The sequence below is a fragment of the Bradyrhizobium sp. LA2.1 genome, from assembly GCF_040547725.1.
Taxonomy (GTDB): Bacteria; Pseudomonadota; Alphaproteobacteria; order Rhizobiales; family Xanthobacteraceae; genus Bradyrhizobium; species Bradyrhizobium barranii.
The window spans coordinates 161,490-186,255 of sequence record NZ_JBEPQI010000004.1 but is presented as its reverse complement, the minus strand read 5'-3'; the positions used below and the strand labels follow the sequence as shown (position 1 = coordinate 186,255).

The following is a 24,766-nucleotide window of genomic DNA, read 5'->3' as shown; positions in this document are numbered from 1 at the left end:
AAGGTACAGAACAACAAAAGTCGCTCACTATTCCATTGGCGACGACAGGGAAGGGCGATGATCGACCTCTATTATGCGCCGACGCCGAACGGCTGGAAAATCTCGATCATGCTGGAGGAACTCGGGCTCCCCTATGACGTGAAGCCGGTCAATATCCGCGCCGGGGAGCAGTTCAGCCCCGAATTTCTGGCGGTCTCCCCCAACAATCGCATTCCCGCGATCGTCGACCACGCACCCGCCGACGGCGGTGCGCCGTTCTCGGCGTTCGAGACCGGTGCGATCCTGATTTACCTCGCGGAAAAGACCGGCCGCTTTCTGGCCAGCGATCTGCGCGGCCGCTCGACGACCATCCAGTGGGTGATGTGGCAGATGGCGGGCCTCGGGCCGATGCTCGGCCAGCACGGCCATTTCGCGCTCTATGCTGCTGAAAAAATCCCTTATGCGATTGAGCGCTACCGCGACGAGGCCGCGCGGCTCTATGGCGTGCTCGACCGGCAGTTGGCCAAGACCGGCGCCTACGTCGCCGGCGACTATTCCATCGCGGACATCGCCTGCTTCCCCTGGACCATGACCCACAAGGCGCAGGGCTTTACGCTCGACGACTATCCGAACGTGAAAAACTGGTACGCCGAGGTGCGCGCACGGCCGCAGGTGCAGGCGGGGCTTGCGATCGGCAAGTTCGTGAAGGAGCCGTTCGACGAGGAATCACGCAAGATCATGTTCGGCCAGCGTGCCAAGGAAGTGCTGGGAAAGAACTAGGCTGCTCGCCCCATCGTCATTGCGAGGAGCGAAGCGACGAAGCAATCCAGACTGGTTCCGCGGAAAGATTCTGGATTGCTTCGCTTCCGCCGTCGCTCCTCGAGCTATGGCGGACAAGTCGCTCGCAATGACGGGGATAGAGCACGACAAACAAGACGCAAAGGAAACGCCATGATTGAATTCTTCTTCGACTGTTCCAGCCCCTGGACCTACCTCGCCTTCCACAACATCCAGCCGCTGGCAAAGGAGCTGGGGGCCGAGATCATCTGGCGGCCGATCCTGGTCGGCGGCATCTTCAACACGGTCAATCCGAGCGTCTACGCGCAGCGCGAGACGCCGGTGCCGCTGAAGGCGCGCTATATGAAAAAAGACCTCGCAGACTGGTCGCGCTCGGCCGGCCTCGCGATCAAGATGCCGCCGACGGTGTTTCCGGTGAACAGCGTGAAGGTCATGCGCGGCTGCATCTGGCTGGGGAAAGACATGGTGCCGTTCGCCACTGCCGTGTTCGAGACCTATTGGGGCGGCGACAAGGACATCTCGCAGGACGCTGTGCTCGCCGAGATCTGCAGGAAGGTCGGTGTCGACGAGCAGAAGTTCTTTGCCGGCATCTCCGAGCAGGCAATCAAGGACCAGCTCAAGGCCAACACGGAAGAGGTCGTGGCACGCGGTGGCTTCGGCTCACCGACGATCTTCGTGGGCAAGACCGACATGTACTTTGGCAACGACCGCCTGCCGCTGATCCGCGAGGCGCTTGAACGCAGCAAGGCGAGTGCGGCCTGATGGTGCGGGCTGTCGTCTGCCGCGAACTCGGCGCGCCCGAGACGTTGCGGCTGGAAGAGTTTCCGTCGCGCGCCGTCAAACCGGGTGAGGTGCGCGTTGCGATCCGCGCCGCCGGATTGAACTTTCCGGACGTGCTGATGGCGGCCGGCGAATATCAGCTCAAGCCGGAGCTGCCGTTCACGCCCGGCATGGAGGCCGCCGGCGACGTCACCGAGGTGGGCGCAGAGGCAAGCGGCGTGTCCGTCGGCGACAAGGTCATCGTCAAGATGCGCCATGGCGCCTTCACCGACGAAGCGGTGGTGACGCCGACGCAGCTAACGCCGATGCCGTCGACGTTCGACTATGCGGAAGCCGCGACCTATCTGGCCGGCCACGGCACCGCCTATCACGCGCTGATCGATCGCGGCCGTGTCATGCCGGGCGAGGTGTTGCTGGTGCATGGCGCCGGCGGCGGCGTGGGCCTTGCCGCGGTCGAGATCGGCAAGATGCTGGGCGCGACCGTGATCGCGACCGCCTCCAGCGACGAGAAGCTCGCGATTGCGAAATCGCGCGGCGCCGATCATCTCGTGCGCTACGATCGGGAGCCGTTTCGCGATGCCGTCAAGCGCATCACCGACGGCCGTGGCGCCGACGTCGTGTTCGATCCCGTCGGCGGCGAGGTGTTCGAGAACTCGATGCGCTGCATCGCCTGGGGCGCGCGGCTGCTGGTGATCGGCTTTACCGGTGGTATCGGCTCGGCGAAGACCAACCTGCTGCTGATCAAGGGCGCCAGCGTGCTCGGCGTGCGTGCGGGTGAGGCGGTACGGAAAAATCCCGCGCTCGGCGAGGTGCGCCTGAAGGCGCTGCTGCAATGGGCGGAAGAAGGCAAGCTGCGCCCGAACATCTCGCACCGCCTGCCGCTGGAGGACTATGCAAAGGCGATGCGGCTGTTGATCGACCGCAAGGCGATCGGGCGCGTGGCGCTGGTGATGGAGTGACGGTGCCGTAGGGTGGGCAAAGCGAAGCGTGCCCACCATTCTGGTTTCGATTGCTGATAGATGGTGGGCACGGCGCAAGAGCGCCTTTGCCCACCCTACGATCTCCTACTTATACTCCCGCTCCGTCCACCACGGAAAATAATCCGGCATATCGCTCGACACCTTGTTCTTGAACTGCGCCGGACGCTTCTCCAGGAACGACACCACGCCTTCCTTGACGTCGTCCGAGCGGCCGCGCGTATAGATGCCACGGCTGTCGACCTTGTGGGCTTCCATGGGATCGTCGGCACCCATCATGCGCCACATCATCTGGCGGATCAGCGCGACCGACACCGGCGCGGTCTTGGCGGCGAATTCCTTGGCCAGCGCGCGGGCGGTCGGCAAGAGATCATCGGGAGCTACGACCTTGCTGACGAGGCGGCCGGCGAGAGCTTCCTGGGCCGGGAAGACGCGGCCGGAATAGCACCATTCCAGCGCCTGCGAGATGCCGACGATGCGCGGCAGGAACCAGCTCGAGGCGGCCTCCGGCACGATGCCACGCTGGGAGAACACGAAGCCGAAGCGCGCGGCATCCGAGGCAATGCGGATGTCCATCGCGAGTTGCATGGTGACGCCGATGCCGACGGCAGGGCCGTTCACGGCGGCGATGACGGGCTTCAGACACTTGAAGATGCGCAGCGTCACCTGACCGCCGCCGTCGCGCACCTGCGGATCGCTGTAATCGACCTTGCCGTCCGCGAAGCGCTTCACCGGGCCGCGCCGCGCATCGCGATCGAAGGTATCAGCGCCCGAGGAAAGATCAGCGCCCGCGCAAAAACCGCGGCCGGCGCCGGTGACGATGATGGCGCGGACGTCGTCGTCCTTGTCGGCGGCGTCGAACGCGTCGATCAACTCGGCCTGCATCTGCGCATTGAAAGCGTTGAGCTTGTCGGGCCTGTTCAGCGTGATGGTGAGGATCTGCTCGGCGACCTCGTACTTGATGGTCTCATACGCCATGGTGGTTTCCTTCCTCATCTTAAGTGCGATCTCAATGAGACGAGACGCATGGTCGCCGTTGTCCGTCTTGCGCGGACTGGGCATGCGAGCAGTACAAGAACGTGGATGGCCGGGACAAGCTCGGCCATAACGGAATGCTTACTTTGCCGGCGGGCTCGGCCAGGGCTTCTGTGCGCTGCGCAAGCCCTCGAACGCCTTGGCCATGCCGAGCACGCCGATATCGTCAAAACGGCGGCCGACGATCTGCACGCCGATGGGAAAGCCGTTGGCGTCGAAGCCGCCGTTGATGGAGACCGCAGGGTTCTCCGACATATTCCACGGCACGGTATAGCAGATGTGCTCGAACGGCCGCATCGGATCGTTGGTGGGCGAGGCCCATTCCGCCGCATAGTTCACGTTCGGCGCGGTCGGCGAGATCACGTAGTCGAGCTCGCAGAACAGCTTTGACGCGGCAGCGCGGATCGCCATGGTCTGATTGAAGCCGCGGATGACATCCACACCCGAGAGCCTTGCGCCGGATGCGCCCCATTTGAAGATGTAGGGCAGCACCTTTGCCTGTTCGGCCGGCGTCAGTTTGGCCAGATCGTCCCACATCCGCGCGCGCCAGAAATTGTCGAGGCCGTCGAGCATCTCGCGGGTCAAAATGCCGTCGACCTCGGTGACGACGCTCCCTGCGGATTCGAACGCCTTTGCGGCTTTCACTGCAACATCGCGGACCGGCCGTTCTGCCGGCAGGCCGACGCCGGCATCGAGCATCAGGCCGATGCGCAGTTTGCGCGGGGATTTCTCCAGTCCCTTCCAGTTGAGAGGCTCGGCGGGGAGGCTCATGCCGTCGCGCCGGTCGGGCTTTGCAATCACGCTCATCATCAGCGCGCAATCGTCGACCGTGCGGGTCATGGGACCGGCGACACGGCCGACATAGGTCGGGTCGATCGGCACGCGGCCAAAACTCGGTTTCAGGCCGACGAGACCGCACCAGCCCGCAGGCAGGCGGACCGAGCCGCCGATATCGGTGCCGAGATGCAAGGGGCCATAGCCGGCCGCAGCCGCGGCGCCTGCGCCCGCGCTGGAGCCGCCGGGATTCTTGGAGAGGTCCCAGGGATTGCGCGCCAGCGCATGGAAGCTGGAGAGTCCCGAGGACAGCATGCCGTAATCGGGCATGGTGGTCTTCGCGAAGATGATCGCACCGGCCTCGCGCAGTCGCGCAGCGGGCGGGGCGTCCTTCTCGGCCGGCACGAGCTTCACGCTCGCAGCGCCGAGCGGGACGGGCACGCCCTTGGTCGCGATGTTGTCCTTCACCGTCACAGGCACGCCGTCGAGCGCGCCGGAAGGTTCGCCCCCGCTCCAGCGCGCGGTCGAGGCCTTCGCGGCCTCGCGCGCGCTGTCGGGATCGAACGCGTAGAGCGCCTTGAGATGCGGTTCCCACGCAGCGACGTGCGCAAGCACGTCCTCCAGCACCTCGCTCGGCGAGAATTGCTTGGCCCGATAGCCCGCGATCAGATCGACCGCGGAGAGATCGTGCAGCGAGGTGACCGCCTCTTCGACGCTCTTCTTGTGCATTGCTAACCTACCGGCATGCGCGTTTCGATGATCCGAGCGAACATGCTGGCGCCGATCGGCAGGATCTTGTCGTCGAGCACGAAGCCTGGATTGTGCACGGGCACCGAGCCGTCGTGGCCGATCCAGAAATAGGCGCCGGGGATGGTTTGCAGCATGTCGGCGAAATCCTCGCTGCCCATCTTCGGCTGGGCGCGGGTGATCACGTTGGCGGGGTTGACGACGGTGCGCGCGACCTCCTCGACCACCTTGGACTGCTCGACCTGGTTGACCAGCACGCCGAAGGTGTCGCGGATGTCGGCTTCGATCACGCACTGATAGGCGCTCGCGATGCCGGCGCAGATCGTACGGATGCGTTCGGCGATCAGGGCGCGGACTTCATCCGAGAAGGTGCGGATGGTGCCACAGAGATGGGCCTCGCCGGGGATGACGTTGTAGGCGGAACCGGCGTGAATCTGCGTGATCGAGATGACGGCGGCCTGCAGCGGCTCGACGTTGCGGCTGACGATGGTCTGGATCGCCTGCGCCAGCGTGGTCGCGATGATCACCGCGTCCTTGGAGCGCTCTGGCATCGCGCCATGCGCGCCGTAGCCGGTGATGCGCAGGTCGAAGAAGTCGGCGCTGGCCATCGCGGGGCCGGGCAGGATCGCGATCTCGCCGAGGTTGAGGTCGGGCGCGTTGTGCAGGCCGTAGAGCTCGTCGCAGGGAAATTTCTCGAACAGGCCGTCCTTGATCATCGCGCGAGCGCCACCAAGGCCTTCCTCGGCCGGCTGGAAGATCAGGTGCACGGTGCCGTCGAAATTTTTGGTCTCGGCGAGGTAGCGCGCGGTGCCGAGCAACATGGTGGTGTGGCCGTCATGGCCGCAGCCGTGGAAGCGGCCGGGGATTTTCGAACTCCATTTCAGATTGGTGTTCTCTTCCATCGGCAGTGCGTCCATGTCGGCGCGCAGGCCGATGCGCTTGCTGCCCGAACCCTTGCCCTTGATCACGCCGATCACGCCGGTGCCGCCGAGACCGCGGTGCACCTCGATGCCCCAGCTCTTCAGCTTGTCGGCGACGATGCCGGAGGTGCGCACTTCCTCGAAGCCGATCTCGGGATGGGCGTGGAGGTCGCGCCTGATAGCAGTGAGTTCGTCGGCAAAGCCGTCGATGCGCTCGATCGTGGGCATGTGTCCTGTCCGGTTAGCGTGATGGGGGAGTGAAAACGGGGCCGTTCGGCTTGATGCGGATGCCCGGCCGCAGGCGCGTCCAGGGCAGGGTGGCTGTGTCGGCCGGCATCGCGCCGGGCGCGGCGCAGATCATCAGCTTTTCCGCGATCGGCTCGAAATCGGCGCGGAAGTGCACCGAGCTCTTGTTGACCAGAATCTTCTGCGCGGTCGGCTCGATGCCGACATAGCGGTACATCGCCTGATCGGCGAGCTGTGCCTTGTGCGAGGAGACGACGACGCGGACGTCACCGATGCGCAGGCACGCGGAGGGACCCATCTCCATCTCGCGGCCACCGTAATAGGGGCCGGGCGCGACGAAGCGTCCGTCGGAGAGCTTTTCGACGGTGAAGGTCTCGCGATAGGGCTCGTCACCGGGAATGCCGGATTTGCCGCCGAGCGACAGCGTCACGGTGGCGCCGACGCCGGCCTCATGCGCGGCCTTGGCCGAGATCGGGTCGTAGATCGCGCCGGTCGCGGCGCTCGCCTTGTTGCGCACCAGTGCGCGCAGCATGCCGGTGGTGTCGGAATCACCGCCGGCGCCCGGATTATCCTGGGTATCGGCGATGATGATCGGCTTGCTCGCGCCCTTGGCGAGTTCCATCGCATGGCGCACGCCGTCGTCGGGCGACCAGATCTTGCCGTCGAAATCGTCCTCGTGGCTTTCGATCAGTTTGACGATCGCATCGGCCGCACGGTCGGCATCGGCTTGCGTCTTGCCATAGGCGAACACGCTCGGGCCGCAGTCGCGGAAGTCGGCTGCGGGGAAGCCGGGCGCGAAGGACAGCGTCGGAACGGCGTCGCTCTCCAGCGCGGCAAGTTTTTCGTAGATGCCCTTGGTGGGAAAGTCATTGGTGCATTGCCAGCTGATCGCGATCAAGAACGGCAATTGGCGAAATGACTTTGCAAAGCGCTGCCTGGTCTGCAGCAGCAGGGCGAGGTGCCTTGCGGAGGCGCGGCCGGTCTCGGCCATGTCGACATGCGGATAGGTGCGGTAGGCGATCAGCGCGTCCGCGTGTTCCATCATCGCGGGCGTGACGTTGGCGTGCAGGTCGAGGCTGGCAACGAGCGGAACGTCCTTGCCGATGACGCGGCGCACGCGCGCCAAAATCTCGCCTTCGCCGTCGTCGAGATGCTCGGTCACCATCGCGCCATGCAGATCGAGATAGACCGCATCGAGCGGACCGGCGGCGGCGATACCGTCGACCATCACCTTCACGATACGCTCGAAGGCGTCCCTGGTGACATGCGCCGACGGACTTGCGCCGCAGGCGATCGTCGGAATGAGGTTCCAGCCATTCGCTTCGGCGCTGTCGACGAAGCCGGCGAGGCCGACATTGATGCGGCGCATCACCTTCAATACGTCGGCGCCTTCCGTCATGGCCGGCCAGCCGCCGCCATGCTGGAAGTCCGCGAAAGTCGCCTTCGTCGGGGCGAACGTGTTGGTCTCGTGCAGGAAGCCGCCTACGGCGATACGTGTCATTAATTCTGGTCCAGCGTTTGAAAGTGCGCGACGTTAGCCTTGGCTTCGAGGCGGGGGCAAGCGAGGAGCCCATGCCGCCGCGCATGGCTTTAAGTCATTTTCGAATGATGATGGTCGCTACCCGTCGTTGCGAGCGAAGCGAAGCAATCCAGACCGTCTCCGCAGAGGGACTCTGGATTGTTTCGCTCCGCTCGCAATGACGAGTGGACAAACCTAAGCCGTCGCCGCGACGCCTTCCGACACCGGTCGGAAGTTCGCAAAATCCCAGCCGCGGCCCGGTGCGGCCTCCAGCAGCGCCCTGGTGTAGGCTTCCTTCGGATGCGTCAGCACCTCGGCGGCCAGGCCCTGTTCGACGACACGGCCGTGCTGCATCACCACGACCTCGTCGCAGATCTGGGCTGCGACGCGCAGATCGTGGGTAATGAACAGGATGGCGATGCCGAGCCGGTTCTGGATCTCGTCGAGCAGTTCCAGCACCTGCGCCTGCACCGAGACGTCGAGCGCCGAGACCGCTTCGTCCGCGACCAGCACGTCGGGGTCGAGCGCGAGCGCACGCGCAATGGCGATGCGCTGGCGCTGGCCGCCGGAGAACTGGTGCGGATAGCGCGTCACTGCGTCCGCGGGCAGGCCGACGAGCTCGAGCAGTTCGCGCGCCCGCTTCATCGCATCGGCATGCGAGGTGCCGTAATTGATCGGGCCTTCCGCGATGCTCTCGCCGACGGTAATGCGCGGGTTGAGCGAACGATAGGGATCCTGGAACACGATCTGGATCTTCTGCCGGTGCGGCTGGAGCAGGCGGCGCGAGATGTCGGCGATCTCGCGGCCGGCAAGGCGCACGCCGCCGGAGGTCGGATCGATCAGGCGCACGATGCACCGCGCGACCGTCGACTTGCCCGAGCCGCTCTCGCCGACGATGCCGAGCGTGCGGCCCTTGCGCAGCGTCAGCGTGACCTTGTCGGCGGCGACGACCTCGCGGCCTTTGCCGAAGAAGGCGCGCTCCTTATAGACCTTGCCGAGCTCGTTGGCCTCCAGCACCACCGGCTCCTTGGTCTCGGGCCGCGCCGCGCGCGGCACCAGGCTCGGCACCGCTGAGAGCAGGTTGCGTGTGTACTCCATGGTCGGGTTGCGCAGCACGGTCTCGAGCGGACCGGTCTCGACCAGCCGGCCCTGTCGCATCACGGCGACGCGGTCGGCGATCTCGGCGACCACGCCCATGTCGTGGGTGATGAACAGGACGGCGGTGCCGTGATCGCGCTGGAGGTCGCGGATCAGCGTCAGGATCTGCTTCTGCGTGGTGACGTCGAGCGCGGTGGTCGGCTCGTCGGCGATCAGCAGCTTCGGCTCCAGCACCAGCGCCATCGCGATCATGATGCGCTGGCGCTGGCCGCCGGACAGGCGATGCGGATAGGAGGCGAAGATACGCTCGACCTGGGGCAGGCGGACCTGCTCCATCATGTCGAGAATGCGCTTCTTCCGCGCCTTGGCGTCGAGATCGGTGTGGGCGCGCAGGACCTCGTCGATCTGACGGCCGACCGGCACCACCGGATTGAGCGCGGTCATCGGCTCCTGGAAGATCATCGCCATCTGCGTCGCGCGGAGCTGGCGCAGGCGGCGATCGGTCGCGGTGAGAATCTCTTCGCCGACCAGCTTGACGCTGCCGCCGGTCGGAACCAGCGTGCCCTTCGGCAGCAGGCCCATCGTGGTGAGCGAGGTCACCGACTTGCCCGAGCCGCTTTCGCCGACGAGACACAGTGTCTCGCCCTTATGCACCTGGATCGAGATCCCGTCGATGATGTTTGCGCCCTTCGGCTTCTTGCCGATGGAGACGACGAGGTTGTTGATGTCGAGAACTGGGTTGGTCATCACTTGATCCGTCATCACTTGCCCTCCCGCTGCTTCATGCGGGGATCGAGGGCGTCGCGGGCGGCGTCGCCGATCAGATTGATGCTGAGGATGGCGATCGAAAGCAGCAGGCCCGGCCAGAAGATCAGCGTCGGCTTGAGCTGAAAATACTGACGGCCCTCGGCCATGATGTTGCCCCAGGTCGGCGTCTCCGGCGAGATGCCGGCGCCGAGGAAGGAGAGGATGGCCTCGGTCAGGATCGCGGAGGCGCAGACATAGGTGCCCTGGACGATTAGCGGTGCGATCGTGTTCGGCATCAGATGGCGCCACATGATCTTCGGCAGGCTGGAGCCGACCGAGATCGCAGCCTCGACGTAAGGCTCCTCGCGCGCGGACAGAACGACCGAGCGCACCAGGCGTGCCACGCGCGGTATTTCGGGGATGGTGATCGCGACCAGCACGGTCCAGATGCTGGCGCCGGACAGCGACACCACGGCGATCGCGAGCAGGATGCTCGGCATCGCCATGAGGCCGTCCATGACGCGCATCAGGACGGCATCGACCAGCTTGAAGAAGCCGGAGACGAGGCCGATCGCAAGACCGATGACGATCGACAGGATCGCCGAGCCGATGCCGATCAGGAGCGAGATGCGGCCGCCATAGATGACGCGCGACAAGAGGTCACGGCCATAGGCGTCGGTGCCGAGCAGGAACTGCGCGGAGGCCGGCTTCAGCCGCTGCGAGGGCGCAAGCTGGACCGGATCGTGCGGCGCGATCAGCGGCGCCAGGATCGAGATCAGCACGATCAACGCGAGCAGGATCGTGGCCGCCGCGATGATCGGCGTCGAGGTGAGGAATCCGAAACGTGGCCGCAGCGGCGACGTGATCGGAATGGACGACTGGGGAAGGCTATCGACGGACATTTTTGTTGTTATCCTTAGCCCTAGTACCGGATCCGGGGATCGAGCAGCGTGTAGGCGACGTCGATCAGGAGATTGACGACGACATAGATCAGCGACGTCAGCAGGATCATCGCCTGGATGACTGGGTAGTCGCGCGCCAGCACCGCGTCCACCGTGAGGCGGCCGATGCCGGGGATGTTGAACACGCTCTCGGTGACGACGACGCCGGAGATCAGCAGCGCAAAGCCGGTGCCGATCACGGTGATGACGGGCACCGCGGCATTGCGCAGCGCATGGCGCATCATCACGGCGACCTCGTTGATGCCCTTGGCGCGGGCGGTGCGGACGTAGTCCTCACCGAGCACGTCGAGCATCGCCGCACGCGTCATGCGCGCGATCAGCGCGATGTAGATGAAGGAGAGCGCGCAGGTCGGCAGGATGATGCGTTCGAAGAACGGTCCAAAGCCGTTGAAGATGCTGCGGAAGCCCTGCACCGGCACCCAGCGCAGGTCGATCGCGAAGACCTCGATCAGGAGATAGCCGACCACGAACACCGGCACGGAGAAGCCGAGCACGGAGAGGCCCATCACGAAACGGTCGATCCAGGTGCCGTGCTTCCATGCCGCGATGACGCCCAGGGGCACGGCGACGATGACGGCGAGAATGATTGTCGACAGCGCGATCGAGATCGACGGCTCGACGCGCTGGCTGATCATCTTCATGACTGGCAGGTTGGAGATCAGCGACGTCCCGAGATCGCCGTGCAGCAGCTTGTTCACCCAGGTGATGAATTGCACGATCAGCGGCTCGTTGAGGCCGAGCGAGTCGCGGATGCGTTCCAGCCGTTCCGGCGTCGCGTTATCGCCGGCGAGAATGGCGGCGGGATCGCCCGGCGTCAGCCGCAGCAGCAGGAAGACGAACAGCGCGACGACGCCCATCACGGGCACCGCGGCCAGAACGCGGCGAATGAGATAACCTAGCATGCACCTATCTCCGGCTGCGGAACTTGTGGGGCCGAGAGGCCCCCGTGGAATCGGTTCTGTCTATCATGCACGCCTGTCACTCGGGCTGGAAAGCCGGCCGGAGAAGCCGACCTTTCGGGGCAAATTGTGTGCCAAGGGCAGGGCGGTCGCAAGAGGCCGCCGAGCCTCCGATATCGGCCACTCAGGATGCATGGCGGAACTCGCGCTCAACCCTGAGTGAGGGTGCGGTCGGCGGTGCGTTGAGCCCGCGCCAGCCGTCGATGGTCCCGGCAATCATCTGTGCGGTCGCCGCCGACAAGGTCCAGCCGAGATGGCCGTGGCCGGTGTTGAAGAACACGCCCGGCATCCGTCCTGCGCGCACCACGGGCATCATGTTAGGCATCATCGGCCGCAGCCCGGCCCAGGGCACGACCTTGGACGTTTCGACGCCGGGGAAGTTGCTGCGCACCCAGTCGACCAGCGGCTGCACGCGGTCGGCGCGGATGTCGCGGTTGAAGTCGTTGAATTCGGCGGTACCTGCGACGCGGAAACGATCGGCGCCGAGCCGGCTGGTGACGATCTTGGCGGCTTCGTCGAGCAAGCTCACGGTCGGCGTCGCATTGCGGCTTGCGGCAGTGTCGAGCTGCACGGTGATCGAGTAGCCCTTTACCGGATAGACGTTGACGCGCTCGTCGAGCAGGGCGGCGAAGTGGCGGCTGGCCACACCGGCGCAGACCACGACGCCATCAGCCTTCAGCATGCCGCGCGCGGATGCGACAGCATCACTGGCCGAAAGATCAGCCCAGCCGATGACAAAGCCGCCACCTGCCTGGGCAATGGAATCGATGTTGGCTTCGTGGATAAAGGTCGCGCCGCGCCGCTTGCAGGCTTCCGCAAGCCCGCGCGTGAACTTGTGGATATCGCCGGTGGCATCCGACGGCGTGTAGAAGCCGCCAAAATAGTCCTTGCGCAGCGTCGGCTCGATGGCGCGGATCTCCTCCGGCGTCACCGGGCGGCGATCGAGCCCGCCTTCCTTCAGCAGCGCATTGACCTGCAGGCCGGATTCAAAACCCTTCTTGTCGTGATAGATGTGCAGGATGCCGCGGCGTTCGAGATCGAAGTCGATGCCTTCGCGCTCCGCGATCTCGAACAGATGCTTGCGGGCTTCGATCGCGAGCCGCGTGGTCTGAACCGTGTTGGCGCGGTAGTTGCCGATGTTGGCGACGAACTCGCTCATCCACGAATATTTGTGCCAGTTCGGCCGCGGGTTCATCAGCAGCGGCGCATCGCGCCGGAACATCCAGCGCAGGCCTTTCAGGATCGTGGCGGTGCTGTTCCAGACTTCGGCATTGCTGGCGGAGAGCTGTCCGCCATTGGCGAAGGAGGTCTCCATCGCGGCGTAGCGGTGCTTGTCGAGCACCGTCACCTTGTATCCGCGTTCAAGCAGGGCATAGGCGGTCGTTACGCCGGTGATGCCGGCGCCGATGATGGCGATATGGGTCATGGCAGGTTCGGGGCTCCCGTGAGTTAGAGTCGGCTAACCGCCGGCCAAAGGCCGTTGGCGGCGCCCCATCTGTCACGGTTACCTGAGAGCTTGATCCGGCGCGGACCTCGGCGAGGTCAGCTCCGGACTATCCCCTTCGGTGGACGTCACGACCACATTGGCCGTGCCGCCTCTCTCCAGATCGTCCTGACGATACGGTCCTTTTGCCTGAGAGTTTCCGGGGCGGTTGCTCCGTCGGCGCCGCAACGAAAGCCTGAACTCTCGTTGCGATCTCTCCCGCATCGTCGCGTGGACAATCGAGCAGTACGATGCGCCTCATTTTTAGACAAGGCTAAATTTAAACCGCGACTGCCAACGCATTGTGCAGTGCGAAGGCTGCGTCGTCAGTCGAGCGTCGCCAGCAAGCCGGCCATCAGGCGCCCGCGTTCAACTAGGCTCTCGACCTCGATGAACTCCTCGAGCGTGTGGCCGTTGCCGCCGCGCACGCCGAGGCCGTCGAGCGTCGGGATGCCCATCGCGCCGGTAAAGTTGCCGTCGGAGCCGCCGCCAGAGCTCGCATGCGGCAGCTCAGTGCCGAGCGACTTGGCGATGCCGCGCGCCTTTTCATACAGCGCCATGGTGCCGGCATCGGGCTCCCATACGGGGCGCGTGACGCCGCGCGTCACCTTGAACGTGACATCATTGGTCGTGCCCGACAGCGCCAGCATCCGCTCGACGCCGCGGTCGAGATCGGCCTGGCGCTTGGCCATGGACAGCGCCTCGCCGGTGGCGGTCGTGGCAACGCAATTGACCCATTGTCCGCCGTGCACGACGCCGACCGAGAAGGTGCAATCCTCCGTCGTCATCGCGTCGATGGCGAGGATCTGCCGCGCCATCTCGCGGATCGCCGAGCGTCCGGCCGACAATGTCGCGCCGGCATGGCTCGGCCGGCCCGTCGCTTCCAGATTGAACCGCGCGATGGCGTAACGTCCGGTGGTGACACCGTTGTCGGCGCGGCCCGGTTCGGGCACCAGCACATATTTGTTGCGCGCGGCTTCCGCCTCGATGATGTCGCGCGTCGAGGGCGTGCCGACTTCCTCGTCGGGCGTAAACAGCACGGTGATCGGCAGCGGCGTGGTGAAGGACGCACGTGCCAGCTGCCGGATCGCTTCCAGCGAGAGATAGTTGCCACCCTTCATGTCGTAGATGCCGGGGCCGTAGCACTTGTTGCCGTCGCGCCGCCATTTCAGCTTCTCGATGGTGCCGACCGGGTGGACGGTATCCATGTGGCCGGCGATCAGGATGCCCGGCTCGCCCTGTTTCGGATGCGGGAAGCGCGCGCGGATCACGCCGCCAAAGCCCTGTCGGCCGCCGATGCGTTCGATCGTCGCACCCATGATCGCCATATCCCGCGCTGCGATATCGAGCATGCGGTTGACGGCACCCGCGTCCCAGGTCGGGCTCTCGCATTCCACCCAGGTGCGCAGGCCCTGGAGCATCGCCTCGGAATCGAAGGGAAGATTGGCTGGATTCATCTTAATGTCTCTCAAGCTTCGAAAGATGGAACGCGCATTGCATTGGCGCGGACGGGACTGGCGGAAAGCGTTGTAGAGCCAAACCGATCTTTGTGGAGCCCGTGGGCGCGCCGCTTGGGGCTGCAGCGAAACCGGATTGACGCGCTCAACACTGTCTGCAAGTCTCGAAAGACAAAGGCATCGCATGAGGTTAGTTCGCCTAAAGAACGAACCGAATGCTCAACCAATAACCTGCCTTTGAACAGTTTCACGTCAGGAGAAACTTTTATGTTGAGCTTGATGCGCCGGGGGCGTCGCGCGTTCGCCTCCACACTTGCGCTATCGGTCGTTGCGCTTTCGACGGCGATGGCCTCGCCGGTACTTGCCGCCGCCAGCAAGACCATCACCGCGGTGATGCATTCGGATCTGCGCATCATCGATCCGATTTTCACCACCGCCTACATCACGCGTGACCATGGCTACATGGTCTACGACACGCTGATCGCGACGGACTCGAACTTCAAGATCCAGCCGCAGATGGCGGACTGGAAGATCTCCGACGACAAGCTCACCTACACCTTCACGCTGCGCGACGGCCTGAAGTGGCACGACGGTACGCCGGTGACGGCGGAAGACTGCGCCGCTTCGCTGAAGCGCTGGGCCGCGGTCGACGGCATGGGCCAGCAGATGATGCAGTTTACTGCGAGCATCGAGGCGACCGACCCCAAGACCATCACGCTGAAGCTGAAGGAGCCCTACGGCCTCGTGCTCGAATCGATCGGCAAGCCGTCCTCGCGCGTCGCCTTCATGATGCCGAAGCGTCTCGCCGAAACGCCGCCGGACAAGCAGATCCCCGAGCAGATCGGCTCGGGTCCGTTCAAGTTCGTGCAGGGTGAATTCCAGCCCGGCGTGAAGGCGGTGTACGTCAAGAACACCGACTACGTGCCGCGCAAGGAGGCGTCGAGCTGGACTGCCGGAGGCAAGTTGGTCAAGGTTGATCGCGTCGAATGGATCACCATGCCGGATGCGCAGACCGCAGTGAACGCGCTGCAATCGGGCGACATCGACTTCATGGAAGTGCCGCCGTGGGATCTGCTGCCCGTGCTTGAAGGCAATGCCGACCTCAAGACCGAGACGCTGAACAAGTTCGGCTATCAGACCCTTGGGCGCATGAACTTCCTCTATCCGCCCTTCGACAATCCGAAGATCCGCCGTGCCGCACTTCTGGCGATGAACCAGAAGGACGTGCTCGACGCGCTCGTCGGCAATCCCAAATACTACAAGATCTGCGGTGCGTTCTTCATCTGCGATACGCCGTTCGCGACCGACGTCGGCTCGGAATCGCTGGTCAAGGGCAACGGCATGGCGGAAGCCAAGAAGGCGCTCGCCGAGTCCGGCTATGACGGCACGCCCGTCGTGGTCATGGTGCCCGGCGACGTCGTGACGCTGAAGGCGCAGCCGACGGTCGCGGTGCAGTTGCTCCGCGAGGCCGGCTTCAAGGTCGACGCGCAGGCGACCGACTGGCAGACGGTGGTCAGCCGGCGCGCCAGCCAGAAGCCTCCGAAGGAGGGCGGCTGGAACATGTTCTTCACCAACTGGGTCAGCGCCGACGTGTCCAACCCGATCGCCAATCTGTCGATCGGCGGCCAGGGCAAGAAGGGCTGGTTCGGCTGGGCGGAAAACGCCAAGATCGAGAAGCTCAAGGACGACTTCGTCCGCGCCGCCTCGCTCGACGATCAGAAGAAGATCGCGACCGAGATCCAGAAGGAAGCCTATGACCAGGTGATCTACGTGCCGCTCGGCCAGTATCTGGCGCCGAGCGCGTGGCGGAAGTCGCTCACCGGCGTGCTCGACGGCCCGGCGACGCCGGTGTTCTGGAACATCGACAAGACCGAGTAAGGCGAGGGCGCGCCAGCGCGCCTTCCCCGAGCGTTACGCGGCGTCGCTGTCATCAGCGGCGCCGTTTTCGTTTGTCAGCCTCGCGTCAGCTTTTAACTCTTCCAGTGTCCAATCATTGCTATTTGTTTCTGACTTGAAATAGATGTGCGCGGTTCGCACATCACTTCCTTCCTGCATTTGAGTCCCGTGTCGATTGATTTTTCATTTCGGGCGATGGCCGAGCGGTCCGATCGCGCGCCGGCGCGATGGCGGCGGCCTTTCCTGCGCTGGCTCGACGGCGTCGAGGCGGGTTGGGCCGTTCCGCTTCTCATTGTGTGCTTTGTCGCGCTCTGGACGATCTATCTGGTCGTCGCCTATGCCGGCAGCGGCCTGCACCCTGATACCCTCGAGGCCTGGACGCTCGGGCGCCGTTTCGCGTGGGGCTACCACAAGCATCCGCCGCTGATGGGCTGGATTACGGCGGTGTGGACCTCCGTCTTCCCGCTCAGCGACTGGTCGCTGCAATTGATGGCGATGGCCAATGCCGGGCTCGCCCTGTTTTTCGTCGACCGGATCGCACGGCAGTTCGTGACCGGGCACAAACGCATCCTGGTGCTGCTGCTCCTGATGCTGACGCCGGCCTATCAATTCCACGCCCAGCGCTTCAATGCCAATACGGTGCTGCTTGCGCTTTGGCCGCTCGCGACCTGGTGTTTTCTGCGCGCGTTCGAGACCCGCAGCGCGGCCTGGGCGGTCGCGGTAGGATGCACCACGGCGCTGGCGATGGTCGGCAAATATTATTCGGTCTTCCTCGTGGCGAGCTTTGCATTTGCCGCGCTGGCTCATCCCGCGCGCCGCGCCTATTTCACGTCCGCTTCGCCGTGGATATCGGTCGTGGTCGGGCTCGCGGTGTTGTCGCCGCACATCTACTGGCTCGCGACGACGGGGGCGTCGGCCTTCACCTACGCGATGGCGCACGCCAACGGCAACTTCGTGAGCTCACTCGGCGAGGTGCAGAACTTCCTGCTCGGACTCGTGGCGGCCATCAGCGTATCGGCCGTCTTCTGGGTGATCATCGCAGGCACACGGCTGAAGCAATTTGCGGCCGACTTCGCCGCGATGAATTCCGGCCTGCGGCTTCTTTTTTACGTTGCGATCGGCACGATCGTACTGCCGGTCCTGACGTCGCTGGCGATGGGGACCGATCTGCCGTCGCTATGGGCGTTGCAAGGGCTGTTCCTGTTCGTCGTGCTGATCGTCTGCGGCACGCGCTACCCGATCGAAAGATTCTACACCGTCAATGTCACGGTCATCACCGCAATCGTTGGGCTCGCCGCTGTCTTCGTCGCCGCTCCGATTCACGCCGTCTATCGCAACGATCACGGCTACGAAGAGGGCCGGAATTTCTACGCGCAGGTAGCCAACGAGATTACTCGCGAATGGCACGAGCTGACCGGGGAGCCGCTCAGCGCCGTCAGTGGCGACGATTCGCTGGCCTTTGCGACCGCGTTCTACAGTCCGGACCATCCGTATTACGCGCGGCCGTTCGAATTTCAGTACACATGGGGCATGCCGCGAAAGACGACATTGGATCGCGGTTGGGCCGCACTCTGTTTCAGCGGCCAAGACTATTGCGGCAGGTGGATGGAGTCCGTGTCCGCGCGCGCCGAGCATTTCGTCAGGCGCCAGTTCACCGTGCAGGCGACGCTATGGGGCAAGCCCGGCCTGACACGGGACGTGGTCGTGCTGATCGTGCCACCGCGAACGAGCAGCGCGACGCCCGAGAGCGCCGCGCAGGACTTCAGCGCCAGCAGGCGCCCGACGGACTAGGCTTTGCGCTCAGCAGTGGCTGTCGCGGATTCGCTCGAGGCCTTCGCTCGCGAAGGGGGGAGTGAACGCAGTTCGGTCGGCGCCCGACGTCGGGCGTTCCGTTTCCGCCCGATCCGGGGTGGTGTTGTCTTCGCGATGTTCCGGTTCCATGAGGCGGCCTTTCGAATTGCTGCAGTACAACATCGACGCGGCCGGGAAGTTCCTCATGCGATGGGACGATGATGCGGCTTGAACAGCCGTCCCTTTTCCACCACCAGCACGATCGCAAGCGCCGCCAGCGTCGACAGGAAGAAGCCGACCGAGAACGGCAGCAGCGTGCCGTCGAAACTCTGCCCGATCGCCATGCCGACGACGATGCCGATCAGCGTCGTGATCGAGCCGTAGAGCGAGGAGGCGGTGCCGGCGATATGGCCCTGCGGCTCCATGGCCAGTGCGGTGAAGTTCGCGACCATCATGCCGAACGAGAACATCATCAGGGCGGACAGCACCATGAACAACGAGAGCGGCAGCATGCCGAGGCTTTCCGTCAGCAGCATCACGCCCGCAACCGCGGTGTAGAGCGTCAGCGCGCCGTGCGAGATCACGCGCATGCCGAGCCGCCCGACCAGCTTCGCATTGAGGAAGCCGGCGATGGCGGTGCCGGCCGCGATCGCGGCGAAGGCAATCGGGAAATAGTGGCCGAGATGATAGACGCCGGTGAAGACCTGCTGCGCCGAGAAGACATAGGCAAAGAGCGCGCCTATCACGCTGCCGGCGGCCGTCGCATAGCCGATGGTCTGGCGGTTGGTCACGGTCTGCCGGAACGCCGAGAGCACGTCGGCGGGCGCCAGCGACCTGCGTTCGGACTCGGGAAGGGTTTCAGGCAGCCGCAGCACGCTCCATGCGAGCGCGAGCAGTCCGTAGAGCATCAGGACGACGAAGATGCCGCGCCATTGCGTGACCAGCAGCACCGCCTGCCCGAACGAGGGCGCGATCACCGGCACCGCGATGAATACCATCATGGCGAGCGACATCACGCTCGCCATCCGGCGGCCGACATAACAGTCGCGCACGATCGAGGTCGCGATCACGCGCGTTGCCGACGTGCCGAGCCCCTGCAGCGCGCGCGCCAGCAGCAGCGTCTCGAACGAGGGCGCGGCGACCGCCAGCACGCTCGCCACCGCATAGACGGCCATGCCGCCGAGCAGCACCGGGCGGCGGCCGAAGCGGTCCGACAACGGACCCATGACGAACTGCCCCGCACCGAAGCCGATCAGGAAGGTGGAGAGCACCAGCTGAAGATGGTTGGCGTTGGGAATGGCGAAGGCTGCCCCGATGTTGGGCAGCGCCGGCAGCATCATGTCCATCGCAAGCGGATTCAGCGCCATGATGGACGCGATCACGATGACGAATTCTGGAAAACCCATGGGCCGGTGTCCCGAGGACACCCAATCGTCGGCATTGACGTCGGACAAAGCTCACCTCTGAAAATCAGAGGCTTTTTGATCGGTTATGCTGCGTCGCACAACCCATGTTTCGGGATGGCTGACAGGCGGGTGCACAAGAATTGGTGATGTCGCCGGCTCGGGAAGGGCCGCCTCGTCCATCATCGTGCGCTACGGGCCTGCTCGACGAGATCGAGCGCCAAGCGTCCCGCGGTGTCGACATAGTCGAGATCGCGATGGATCAGCATCACGGTCGTGGCGCCGTCGAGCAGGATCACGAGCTGGCGCGCGAGCGCCGCTGCACCGGCAACGCCATGCCCGCGCAATTCGGTTTCGAGCCACGCTTCAAAACGCTTCTTGTGCGCCGCGCCGGCCTTGACCGCGGGATGTGCCGGCGTGTTTGCGAGCTCGGCAATGCTGCGCAGGAATCCGCAGCCGCGCCATCGCGGCGTATCCATGGAGCGTCCGAGCCTCGTGAAGAGACCGCGGACCTTGTCGGCCACTGTGCCCTCGGTCTCGGCGAACCAGCGCATATAGAGCTCCAGCGTCGGCTGGTCCCTGGCCGCGATGGTCTCGGCGACGAGCTCGTCCTTGCTGGTGAAGTGATAATAGAGCGTCTTCTTGGTGACGCCGGCCTTCTCGGCGACCGCGTCCATGCTCACCGCCCTGATGCCTTCGCCATAGAACAGGCGCGTCGCCGCGATGACGATCTGCTCGCGTGTGGTGTCGCCTTTGCCTGACATCGCGAATGTATACTGCCTAGTGAGTATACACGACAAGACCGCTGTGGCTGACTTCCGCGCCTGTTCGACCTGGAATTCGACCTGGAAGGAGCCTGCACTTGTCCGATCTCGTACTCTCCGAAACGCGAGGCGCTGTCGCGCTGCTGACGTTCAATCGCCCGAACAAGCTCAATGCGCTGAGCTACGGCCTCGTCGACCGCCTGATGGCGATCCTCGATCGTATCGAGGACGATGCCGATATCCGCGCCGTGATCCTGACCGGGGCGGGCGACCGCGCCTTCTCGGCCGGCGCCGACATCGTCGAGTTCTCGGAGAGCGTGAAATGCGGGCCGGACGCGGCGGTAAAGGCCTTCGTGCGGCGCGGGCAGGCTATGACGGCGCGCATGGAGGCGTTTCCGAAGCCGATCATCGCCGCCGTGAACGGCATCGCCTTCGGCGGCGGCTGCGAGATCACGGAAGCCGTGCATCTCGCCGTCGCGAGCGAGCACGCGAGCTTCGCCAAGCCCGAGATTGCGATCGGAATCACGCCGACCTTCGGCGGCACGCAGCGCCTGCCACGGCTCGCAGGCCGGAAGCGGGCGCTCGAATATCTCCTAACAGGAGATTCCTTTTCACCACAGCGGGCTCATGAGATCGGTTTGGTCAACCACGTCGTGCCGCACGGGCAGCTCCTGGACGCAGCCTTCGCGCTGGCAGACCGCATCACGCGGCATTCGCACCTGGCGGTCGCCCGCGTCATCGCCGCCGCCACGCGGGGCCTCAACGTCTCGATCTCGGAAGGCCTCGCCATCGAGAGCGAGCAGTTCGCACGCATGGCGGCGACACGGGACACGCGCGAAGCACTCGATGCCTGGCTTGCCGCCCGCTTGTCGCGGTAGGGGTGGCGCGGCGGATTTGGCGGTCGCGGCGACAGGGAACCGGTTCCCCTGTCGTCCAGGCGGAGCACTGGCAACCAGGGATTCACCATAAGCGCGAGCGCAACGCACAGGGGAGATGAATCCGCAACCCATCCTGTCCATGGTGGCGCCGCGTGGGCGCCGGGAGAAACCTGGCCAAACAAGGTATCCGATTGTGTCCGACGTCACCGGTGCAGCACGATGGTTGGAACCCTCGGCCGACATGGCTTCGCGGCGGAACTTCTGGCTTGCCTGCCTGATCGCACTGACCGCACTGCTGGTGCTCGGCAATCTCGCCAACGACGCCGTGCTCGATATGAAATATGGCTGGGACACTCGCGTCAATTGCGCGGCGGTCGATGCCTATGCCAGCGGGCTCGATCCCTATTTCGTCAAGAACCTGAAGGGCACCAAGCTCTCTTATCCCTATCTGCCGGTGACGCTGGATATCTTCCGTCCCTTGTGCGCGGGTGGACTTCTGGTCGATCACTACAAAGGCATCTTTCCTGTCCTCGCCGTGCTTTGCGGGCTCCTCTTGCCCGGTCTTGGCCGAACGCGCCCGGGCGTGCGCGATGTTGCGCTGAGGGTGCTCTGCGCGCTCGGCGCGTTCGTCGGTTTCGAATGGGTGCAGGCGTCCGGCAATTTCGCGATCCTGAGCGGCGTGCTGACCGCGATTGCGCTGAGGTTTCTGCTTTCTCGGTCGGCGTCCGACGCGCCTGAGGGCCGCAGCTTTCCGTTGCGGCTCGCCGGCGCCGTGCTGCTCGGCCTCGTGACGTCGTTCAAGCTGGTGTTCTTTCCCGTGCTGGCCGCGCTCTATTTCCTACCGCTGCCGCGCGGCCGCAAGCTCGCGCTGATCGCGGTTGCGGCGTTCAGCTTCGCATTGCCGATCCTGATATCGCGGCTGATGTACCCCGAGCTGTTCGCAAGCTGGCAACTGGCGATGGGCGGAAAGATCCCCGACCAGCATCTCGTCGATCTCTTCGAGATCAATCCGTCGCTGCTGCTGGCGGCACGCGACCTCATGGACTTTGCCGGCCTCGGTGGCAGCAAGGCGGCGACGTTCGCGACCTATGCATTCGCAGCACTCGCGCTCGTGCTGGTGCCGTTCGCCTTGTCCATCCTGCGCGTGGTCGCGAGCCAGCCGGCGCAGGCAGGCGGATCACTTCTTGCGCGACTGGATCGCTGGCTGATGGATCATCCCCGCGTCGCCATGCGCATCACGGTGTTCGCGATGTTTGCGCTCTATCTCAGTTCGCCGCGCCTCAAGGAATATGCCTTCTTCGAGCTCGCGCTTTATGCCGCGATCCTCGTCGTCGATCTTCCGGCCCTGTCACTTGCCGCGTTCCTCGCCGCCGGTCTCGCGTTTCCGGCACTGATCTCGATTCTGGGGACGGCATTCGAGGGCAGCTTCATCCTCCTCATCATCGCGCTGACAAGTTTCTGGATCCTGCTGCTCGACTTTCGCGCCGGGCCGAAGCGGCTGGAGACGGAAGGTGCGCAGTCCTAACGCATGTGTCCGCCGCAAACGGACGGCGCCTTGCCCCCGCGGGTTCGTGACTGCATCGGTCTGCCGTCCGCCTTTGGGCGAAGGCTCGCCCCGTCAGCTCCGATGGTGCGGGCAGCCGGGGTCGAACCGGCACAGCGCTTGCGCGCCGAGGGATTTTAAGTCCCTTGCGTCTACCAATTCCGCCATGCCCGCTTGATCCAACGAGATCAACTAGTTAAGTCCACCTCCGGCCGTCTGGAATTGGTGCGTTTCGCGGGCCGGATGGGCGGTTCTTCCTTAAGCGAGCCGGCTGCGCAAGGCAAAGCCTCAATCCGGACATCTGTTGTTGCTTTAGGCATTCTCAATCCACGGGGACTATTCATCCGGCATGGCTGCTTCGTTTTCCTCTCGCCTGCGCGACTCGGGCGCATTTCTGGCGCTGCTCGCGGCGGGCGCGGTGCTGTCCGGTTGCGCCGGCATGACTGAGACAATCGCACCGGCCTTTGCCGATCCGGGCAAGTACGAATTGTACGACTGCAAGCAGCTCGAGGCCGAGCGCAAGGGGATCGCCAGCCGCACCGAGCAGTTGCAGAAGCTGATGGAGAAGGCTGAGACCGGGGCGGGAGGTGCGGTCGTGTCCGAGCTCGCCTATCGCAACGACTACATCGCAGTGCGCGGGCAGTCGCAACTTGCCGAGGACGCATGGCGCCGCAACAAGTGCCGGGAAACGCCGCCCGGTGCGACGCCGGCGGCCTCTGCTCCGCAGCGGCCGGACATCAAGCCCGCCCCGAAATCCGGTAGCGCCGTTCGCTGAGTTGACACGATTGCGCCCGCCTCACGGCCGCCAGCCGTAGATCCAGTCCTGCCGCGCCAGCATGCGCTCCGGGCCGAGCGCGCGGATCGCAACATCGCGCGCGATCGCGAGCGGCCCACCGAGATGATAGATGCGGCCCTGCTGCCGCGCCGTCCGCTGCACCCGCCGCACCCGCGCCTGCCGCGCGCGGCCATATTCCTTCAGCGCCGCCGTGATGCCGGCCGCGCTCTCGGCAGCCTCGAGGCTCAGATGCCGGGCGAGCACGGCGGCATCCTCGATCGCCATGCCGGCGCCCTGGGCGGCGAATGGCAGCATCGCATGCACGGCGTCACCGAGCAGGCCGACCGGTCCTTGGCTCCAGGGGCAGCCGTCGGGCACGCCGAACAGCGCCCATTTGCGCCAATTGTCGACGGCCGTGAGCATCATCCTGGCCTGCGATGGCCAGCGCGGTGCCGCGAAGGCGTCCATCACCTCGAACGGGTCGCCCGGCGTGCTCCAGCCGGGCCTGTTCCAGGTCCCCGGCAGCACCGCGACCACGTTGATCTGGCGCCCGCCGGCGATCGGATAAGCGACGAGATGGGCGTTCGGACCCATCCAGAGCTGGACCCGCCGCGCGGTAAAATCCTTCGGCAGTTGCGTGGCATCGAGCGTGCCGCGCCAGGCGATCAGGCCGGAGAAGCGCGGCTGCACCTCGGGAAACAGATGCTGGCGTACCGTCGACCAGATACCGTCGGCGCCGATCAGTGCGCTGGCCAGATCGCTGCGGCGTATCGTGCCGCTGCGATGGACGACCGTCAGCCCCTTGGCGTGGGGCGCCACATCCTCGAAGGTCGCACCTAACTTCAGATCGATATCGGGATGGTCGGAGACCGCACCGGCCAGCGCGGATTGCAGGTCGGCGCGATGCACCACCCAATAGGGTGCGCCGGCCCGCGCGGAAGCGGCTTCGCCGAGCGGCATGCGCAGCAGTTCGCCGCCGGCCCGCGCGCTCATGACGCAGAGCGCCTCAGGCGTGACGGCGCTTCGCTTGAGCCGCTCGGTGAGGCCGAGCTCGACCAGCACGCGGCTGGCGTTGGGGGAGAGTTGCAGGCCGGCGCCGACTTCCTCGAGCCGCTCGGCCTTTTCCAGCACGACGATGCGGAAGCCACGGGCTGCGAGCGCAAGCGCGGCCGTCAGTCCACCTATGCCGGCACCGGCGATGACAATCGTTCGGGAGAGCGCCACCCCTGACCGTG

Annotated in this window: 20 protein-coding genes, 1 tRNA gene and 2 riboswitches; of the genes, 8 read left to right on the top strand and 13 right to left on the bottom strand. The window is 64.9% G+C overall.

Annotated features, from left to right (window positions below; all coding sequences use genetic code 11):
• Window positions 1-57 precede the first annotated feature (57 nt).
• From ABIB95_RS08785 to ABIB95_RS08775, 3 genes are all read left to right on the top strand, one after another.
• Window positions 58-759: a glutathione S-transferase N-terminal domain-containing protein gene (locus ABIB95_RS08785; RefSeq protein ID WP_063982456.1), complete on the top strand. Its 702-nt coding sequence runs from the start codon at window positions 58-60 to the stop codon at window positions 757-759.
• Between the two features lie 171 nt (window positions 760-930).
• On the top strand, window positions 931-1,539 hold the full coding sequence (locus ABIB95_RS08780) for a 2-hydroxychromene-2-carboxylate isomerase (protein WP_063982457.1): 609 nt from the start codon (window positions 931-933) through the stop codon (window positions 1,537-1,539).
• On the top strand, window positions 1,539-2,516 hold the full coding sequence (locus ABIB95_RS08775) for an NADPH:quinone oxidoreductase family protein (protein WP_354238756.1): 978 nt from the start codon (window positions 1,539-1,541) through the stop codon (window positions 2,514-2,516). The genes ABIB95_RS08780 and ABIB95_RS08775 overlap by 1 nt, the downstream gene beginning before the upstream one ends.
• A 105-nt stretch (window positions 2,517-2,621) precedes the next feature.
• Here ABIB95_RS08775 and ABIB95_RS08770 read toward each other — a convergent pair whose 3' ends face one another.
• The 9 genes from ABIB95_RS08770 to ABIB95_RS08730 form a co-directional block, all read right to left on the bottom strand.
• On the bottom strand, window positions 2,622-3,512 hold the full coding sequence (locus ABIB95_RS08770) for a crotonase/enoyl-CoA hydratase family protein (RefSeq protein WP_063982459.1): 891 nt from the start codon (window positions 3,510-3,512) through the stop codon (window positions 2,622-2,624).
• A gap of 138 nt (window positions 3,513-3,650) precedes the next feature.
• Window positions 3,651-5,072, bottom strand: a complete 1,422-nt coding sequence (locus tag ABIB95_RS08765; protein ID WP_354238754.1) for an amidase — start codon at window positions 5,070-5,072, stop codon at window positions 3,651-3,653.
• Between the two features lie 2 nt (window positions 5,073-5,074).
• Complete coding sequence (locus ABIB95_RS08760) at window positions 5,075-6,238, bottom strand: M20 aminoacylase family protein (protein WP_063982461.1); 1,164 nt, start codon at window positions 6,236-6,238, stop codon at window positions 5,075-5,077.
• 13 nt (window positions 6,239-6,251) lie between these two features.
• Window positions 6,252-7,757 (bottom strand): M81 family metallopeptidase, encoded by a 1,506-nt coding sequence (locus tag ABIB95_RS08755; protein WP_354238752.1) that lies wholly within the window; start codon window positions 7,755-7,757, stop codon window positions 6,252-6,254.
• Between the two features lie 213 nt (window positions 7,758-7,970).
• A complete protein-coding gene (locus ABIB95_RS08750; protein ID WP_063986265.1) occupies window positions 7,971-9,620 on the bottom strand; it encodes an ABC transporter ATP-binding protein in 1,650 nt (549 codons plus the stop codon).
• A 14-nt stretch (window positions 9,621-9,634) separates the two neighbouring features.
• Window positions 9,635-10,522: an ABC transporter permease gene (locus tag ABIB95_RS08745; RefSeq protein ID WP_354238750.1), complete on the bottom strand. Its 888-nt coding sequence runs from the start codon at window positions 10,520-10,522 to the stop codon at window positions 9,635-9,637.
• 20 nt (window positions 10,523-10,542) lie between these two features.
• Complete coding sequence (locus tag ABIB95_RS08740; RefSeq protein ID WP_014494267.1) at window positions 10,543-11,484, bottom strand: ABC transporter permease; 942 nt, start codon at window positions 11,482-11,484, stop codon at window positions 10,543-10,545.
• Window positions 11,485-11,665: 181 nt separating this feature from the next.
• Complete coding sequence (locus tag ABIB95_RS08735) at window positions 11,666-12,967, bottom strand: D-amino acid dehydrogenase (protein WP_247309500.1); 1,302 nt, start codon at window positions 12,965-12,967, stop codon at window positions 11,666-11,668.
• Window positions 12,968-13,034: 67 nt separating this feature from the next.
• Window positions 13,035-13,149, bottom strand: a riboswitch (glycine riboswitch).
• 3 nt (window positions 13,150-13,152) lie between these two features.
• A riboswitch (glycine riboswitch) is annotated at window positions 13,153-13,256 on the bottom strand.
• A 94-nt stretch (window positions 13,257-13,350) separates the two neighbouring features.
• Window positions 13,351-14,481 (bottom strand): M20/M25/M40 family metallo-hydrolase, encoded by a 1,131-nt coding sequence (locus ABIB95_RS08730; RefSeq protein ID WP_354238747.1) that lies wholly within the window; start codon window positions 14,479-14,481, stop codon window positions 13,351-13,353.
• A 267-nt stretch (window positions 14,482-14,748) separates the two neighbouring features.
• On the opposite strand from ABIB95_RS08730, the gene ABIB95_RS08725 reads away from it, so the two are divergent.
• Window positions 14,749-16,359, top strand: a complete 1,611-nt coding sequence (locus ABIB95_RS08725; RefSeq protein ID WP_085401616.1) for an ABC transporter substrate-binding protein — start codon at window positions 14,749-14,751, stop codon at window positions 16,357-16,359.
• A gap of 213 nt (window positions 16,360-16,572) precedes the next feature.
• Window positions 16,573-18,168, top strand: coding sequence for a glycosyltransferase family 39 protein (locus ABIB95_RS08720; protein ID WP_354238745.1), 1,596 nt, complete (start codon window positions 16,573-16,575; stop codon window positions 18,166-18,168).
• A gap of 203 nt (window positions 18,169-18,371) precedes the next feature.
• Here ABIB95_RS08720 and ABIB95_RS08715 read toward each other — a convergent pair whose 3' ends face one another.
• Together ABIB95_RS08715 and ABIB95_RS08710 are read right to left on the bottom strand one after the other, a co-directional pair.
• Window positions 18,372-19,574: a multidrug effflux MFS transporter gene (locus tag ABIB95_RS08715; protein WP_404979444.1), complete on the bottom strand. Its 1,203-nt coding sequence runs from the start codon at window positions 19,572-19,574 to the stop codon at window positions 18,372-18,374.
• Between the two features lie 179 nt (window positions 19,575-19,753).
• Complete coding sequence (locus ABIB95_RS08710; RefSeq protein WP_354238743.1) at window positions 19,754-20,335, bottom strand: TetR/AcrR family transcriptional regulator; 582 nt, start codon at window positions 20,333-20,335, stop codon at window positions 19,754-19,756.
• 98 nt (window positions 20,336-20,433) lie between these two features.
• Here ABIB95_RS08710 and ABIB95_RS08705 point away from each other — a divergent pair, with 98 nt between their 5' ends.
• Window positions 20,434-21,213, top strand: a complete 780-nt coding sequence (locus ABIB95_RS08705) for a crotonase/enoyl-CoA hydratase family protein (RefSeq protein ID WP_354238741.1) — start codon at window positions 20,434-20,436, stop codon at window positions 21,211-21,213.
• Window positions 21,214-21,454: 241 nt separating this feature from the next.
• Entirely contained in the window at window positions 21,455-22,738 is a 1,284-nt protein-coding gene (locus ABIB95_RS08700) for a hypothetical protein (RefSeq protein WP_354238739.1), read from the top strand.
• Window positions 22,739-22,841: 103 nt separating this feature from the next.
• Here ABIB95_RS08700 and ABIB95_RS08695 read toward each other — a convergent pair.
• Window positions 22,842-22,930, bottom strand: a tRNA-Leu gene (locus ABIB95_RS08695).
• Between the two features lie 175 nt (window positions 22,931-23,105).
• On the opposite strand from ABIB95_RS08695, the gene ABIB95_RS08690 reads away from it, so the two are divergent.
• A complete protein-coding gene (locus tag ABIB95_RS08690; protein WP_354238737.1) occupies window positions 23,106-23,531 on the top strand; it encodes a twin-arginine translocation pathway signal in 426 nt (141 codons plus the stop codon).
• Between the two features lie 21 nt (window positions 23,532-23,552).
• Here ABIB95_RS08690 and ABIB95_RS08685 read toward each other — a convergent pair whose 3' ends face one another.
• Window positions 23,553-24,755 carry an FAD-dependent monooxygenase gene (locus ABIB95_RS08685; protein WP_354238735.1) on the bottom strand — a complete coding sequence of 401 codons (1,203 nt, stop codon included), beginning with the start codon at window positions 24,753-24,755 and terminating at the stop codon, window positions 23,553-23,555.
• Window positions 24,756-24,766 lie beyond the last annotated feature (11 nt).

Excerpts from the sequence above, each read along its gene's own strand:
- ABIB95_RS08735 (WP_247309500.1), bottom strand. The coding sequence starts at position 12,967 with ATGACCCATATCGCCATCATCGGCGCCGGCATCACCGGCGTAACGACC.
- ABIB95_RS08750 (WP_063986265.1), bottom strand. The coding sequence starts at position 9,620 with ATGACCAACCCAGTTCTCGACATCAACAACCTCGTCGTCTCCATCGGC.
- ABIB95_RS08770 (WP_063982459.1), bottom strand. The coding sequence starts at position 3,512 with ATGGCGTATGAGACCATCAAGTACGAGGTCGCCGAGCAGATCCTCACC.
- ABIB95_RS08745 (WP_354238750.1), bottom strand. The coding sequence starts at position 10,522 with ATGTCCGTCGATAGCCTTCCCCAGTCGTCCATTCCGATCACGTCGCCG.
- ABIB95_RS08765 (WP_354238754.1), bottom strand. The coding sequence starts at position 5,072 with ATGCACAAGAAGAGCGTCGAAGAGGCGGTCACCTCGCTGCACGATCTC.
- ABIB95_RS08720 (WP_354238745.1), top strand. The coding sequence starts at position 16,573 with ATGGCCGAGCGGTCCGATCGCGCGCCGGCGCGATGGCGGCGGCCTTTC.
- ABIB95_RS08775 (WP_354238756.1), top strand. The coding sequence starts at position 1,539 with ATGGTGCGGGCTGTCGTCTGCCGCGAACTCGGCGCGCCCGAGACGTTG.
- ABIB95_RS08730 (WP_354238747.1), bottom strand. The coding sequence starts at position 14,481 with ATGAATCCAGCCAATCTTCCCTTCGATTCCGAGGCGATGCTCCAGGGC.
- ABIB95_RS08760 (WP_063982461.1), bottom strand. The coding sequence starts at position 6,238 with ATGCCCACGATCGAGCGCATCGACGGCTTTGCCGACGAACTCACTGCT.
- ABIB95_RS08700 (WP_354238739.1), top strand. The coding sequence starts at position 21,455 with ATGGCTTCGCGGCGGAACTTCTGGCTTGCCTGCCTGATCGCACTGACC.
- ABIB95_RS08740 (WP_014494267.1), bottom strand. The coding sequence starts at position 11,484 with ATGCTAGGTTATCTCATTCGCCGCGTTCTGGCCGCGGTGCCCGTGATG.
- ABIB95_RS08755 (WP_354238752.1), bottom strand. The coding sequence starts at position 7,757 with ATGACACGTATCGCCGTAGGCGGCTTCCTGCACGAGACCAACACGTTC.
- ABIB95_RS08710 (WP_354238743.1), bottom strand. The coding sequence starts at position 20,335 with ATGTCAGGCAAAGGCGACACCACACGCGAGCAGATCGTCATCGCGGCG.
- ABIB95_RS08715 (WP_404979444.1), bottom strand. The coding sequence starts at position 19,574 with ATGGGTTTTCCAGAATTCGTCATCGTGATCGCGTCCATCATGGCGCTG.
- ABIB95_RS08690 (WP_354238737.1), top strand. The coding sequence starts at position 23,106 with ATGGCTGCTTCGTTTTCCTCTCGCCTGCGCGACTCGGGCGCATTTCTG.
- ABIB95_RS08785 (WP_063982456.1), top strand. The coding sequence starts at position 58 with ATGATCGACCTCTATTATGCGCCGACGCCGAACGGCTGGAAAATCTCG.
- ABIB95_RS08725 (WP_085401616.1), top strand. The coding sequence starts at position 14,749 with ATGTTGAGCTTGATGCGCCGGGGGCGTCGCGCGTTCGCCTCCACACTT.
- ABIB95_RS08780 (WP_063982457.1), top strand. The coding sequence starts at position 931 with ATGATTGAATTCTTCTTCGACTGTTCCAGCCCCTGGACCTACCTCGCC.